General features: G+C 73.3%; 1 protein-coding gene. It reads left to right on the top strand.

The window, feature by feature from the left end:
* The coding region (locus ACFWEK_RS20675) for a phosphoenolpyruvate carboxylase (protein WP_430555255.1) at positions 1-2,462 on the top strand (2,462 nt) is incomplete at its 5' end.
* Between the last annotated feature and the right edge of the window lie 119 nt (positions 2,463-2,581).

The raw sequence follows: 2,581 nt of genomic DNA, 5'->3' as shown, positions 1-2,581 counted from the left end.
GGCAGATCCAGCTCGGCAACCACACCTGGGACCACGCCGCGCTCACCAAGATCGGCGCGAGCGGCGTCGCCGACCAGCTCGGTCGCACAAAAGACTTCCTGCGCAACAACTTCGGCGTCGACGGCACCCCGTTCTACCGCCCGCCCTTCGGCTACCACAACGCCACCGTCGACAAGGTGGCCGCCGACCTCGGCTACACGGTCCTCACCGCGCACCCCACCGAGGCCCGACGTCGCGCCGTCTCGGGCGCCGTCCGCCGCATCTCGTCGCTGGTCGCCGACCGCGACACGATGCGCCCCGGCGGCACCACGCTCGCCGAGAACGAGCGCCGCCTGCTCGCCGAGATCGACACCATGTGGCGCACGTCGCCCATCCGCGCGCACAAGCCGTCCGTGCTCGACGAGGTGAAGACCGCGATGGGCGTCTTCGACGCCACGATGTTCTCCACCTTCCCCGAGGTGTACCGCCGCCTGGACGACTGGCTGCTCGACGGCGAGGCCGGCAGCGTGCCGCCCGTCGCGCGGCCGTTCGTCCACCTCGGCTCCTGGATCGGCGGCGACCGCGACGGCAACCCGAACGTCACCGCCGAGGTCACCCGCCAGGCCGCGACCCTCGCCGCCGAGCACGCGCTCGGCGCGCTCGAGAAGGCCGCCGTCGAGACGGGGCGCAAGCTCACGCTCGACGAGGAGGGCACGCCGGCGTCGGCCGAGCTCAAGGCGCTGTGGCAGCGGATGAGGCAGCTCTCCGACGAGCTCGTGACCCGCGCCGCCGCCGACTCGCCGAACGAGCCGCACCGCGCCGCCGTCCTCGCCGTGGCCGGCCGGGTCGCCGCGACCCGCCGCCGCGACGCGGACCTCGGGTACCGGGAGCCGGAGGAGCTCGTCGCCGACCTCGAGGTCGTGCAGCGCTCCCTCGTCGAGGCGGGCGCCCCGCGTGCCGCCTACGGCGACCTGCAGAAGCTCGTGTGGCAGGTGCAGACCTTCGGGTTCCACCTCGCCGAGCTGGAGGTGCGCCAGCACTCGCAGGTGCACGCCGCCGCCCTCGCCGAGATCGACGAGAAGGGCGTCCACGGCGACCTCTCCGAGCGCACGGTCGAGGTGCTCGACACCTACCGCGCCCTCGGCGCCGTGCAGAAGCGGTTCGGCATCCGCGCCGCCCGCCGCTACATCGTGTCGTTCACGCAGGCGCCCGAGCACCTGGCCGCCGTCTACCGGCTCGCCGCGCTCGCCTTCGAGGGCAGCGACGACGCCCCCGTCGTCGACGCCGTGCCGCTGTTCGAGACCTTCGACGACCTGGAGAACTCGGTCGACATCCTCGAGGCGATGCTGGAGTTCCCCGAGGTGCAGCGCCGCCTCGCGGAGAACGGCCGGCGCGTCGAGGTCATGCTCGGTTACTCGGACTCGTCGAAGGACGTCGGCCCGGTCGCCGCGACCCTCGCCCTGCACAAGGCGCAGTCGCGGATCGCCGAGTGGGCGCAGCGCCACGACATCACGCTGACCCAGTTCCACGGCCGCGGCGGCTCGCTCGGCCGCGGCGGCGGCCCTGCCAACCGCGCGGTGCTCGCCCAGCCGCCGCACTCGGTGGACGGCCGGTTCAAGCTCACCGAGCAGGGCGAGGTCATCCTCGCCCGCTACGGCGACCCGACGATCGCCGCGCGGCACATCGAGCAGGTCGCCGCGGCGACGTTGCTCGCCTCGGCCCCGACGGTGGAGAAGCGGAACGCCGACGCCCGGGAGCGGTTCGCGCCGCTGGCCGCCGCGCTCGACGAGACGTCGCGCGCCGCGTTCCACGGCCTCGTGAAGTCCGAGGGCTTCCCGCAGTGGTTCTCCCAGGTGACGCCGCTGGAGGAGGTCGGCCTGCTGCCGATCGGCTCCCGCCCGGCCAAGCGCGGCCTGTCGGTCAACTCGCTGGACGACCTGCGCGCCATCCCCTGGGTGTTCTCCTGGTCGCAGGCGCGCATCAACCTCGCGGGCTGGTTCGGCCTCGGCACCGCGCTGCGCTCGGCGGGCGAGCAGCCGGGCGGGCTCGAGGAGCTGCAGGCCGCGTACCGCGAGTGGCCCCTGTTCACCACGCTGCTCGACACCGTGGAGATGGGCCTCGCCAAGACGCAGGAGGACATCGCCGCGCAGTACCTGGCCCTCGGCGACCGCGACGACCTCGCGGACCTCGTGCTCGGCGAGCTGCGGCTCACCCGCGAGTGGGTGCTGCGGGTGACGGGCAACGAGTGGCCGCTCGCCAACCGCCGCGTCCTCGGCCGCGCCGTGCAGCTGCGCTCCCCGTACGTCGACGCGCTGTCGCTGCTCCAGGTCCGCGCCCTGCGCGCGCTCCGCAGCCAGGGCGTCAGCGAGGGCCTCACCGTGGACGACGGCGAGTGGGTGGACGGCGGCCACAAGGACCGCTGGCAGCACCTGCTGCTGCTCACCGTGAACGGAGTCTCCGCGGGCCTGCAGAACACGGGCTGACCCGGTCCGTCGTCGTGGGCGCTCGTTCGGCGCCGTTCCTCAGAGGAATGGCGCGAACGAGCGCCCACGACGTTCTAGGGTGACCGCTCATGAGCCTGGTGACGTTCAAGGACCTGTGC

It is taken from the genome of Isoptericola sp. NPDC060257, from assembly GCF_042726645.1.
Taxonomy (GTDB): domain Bacteria; phylum Actinomycetota; class Actinomycetes; order Actinomycetales; family Cellulomonadaceae; genus Isoptericola; species Isoptericola nanjingensis.
Note: the sequence above shows the minus strand (reverse complement) of the source record. Positions and strands in the feature narration are given on the sequence as shown.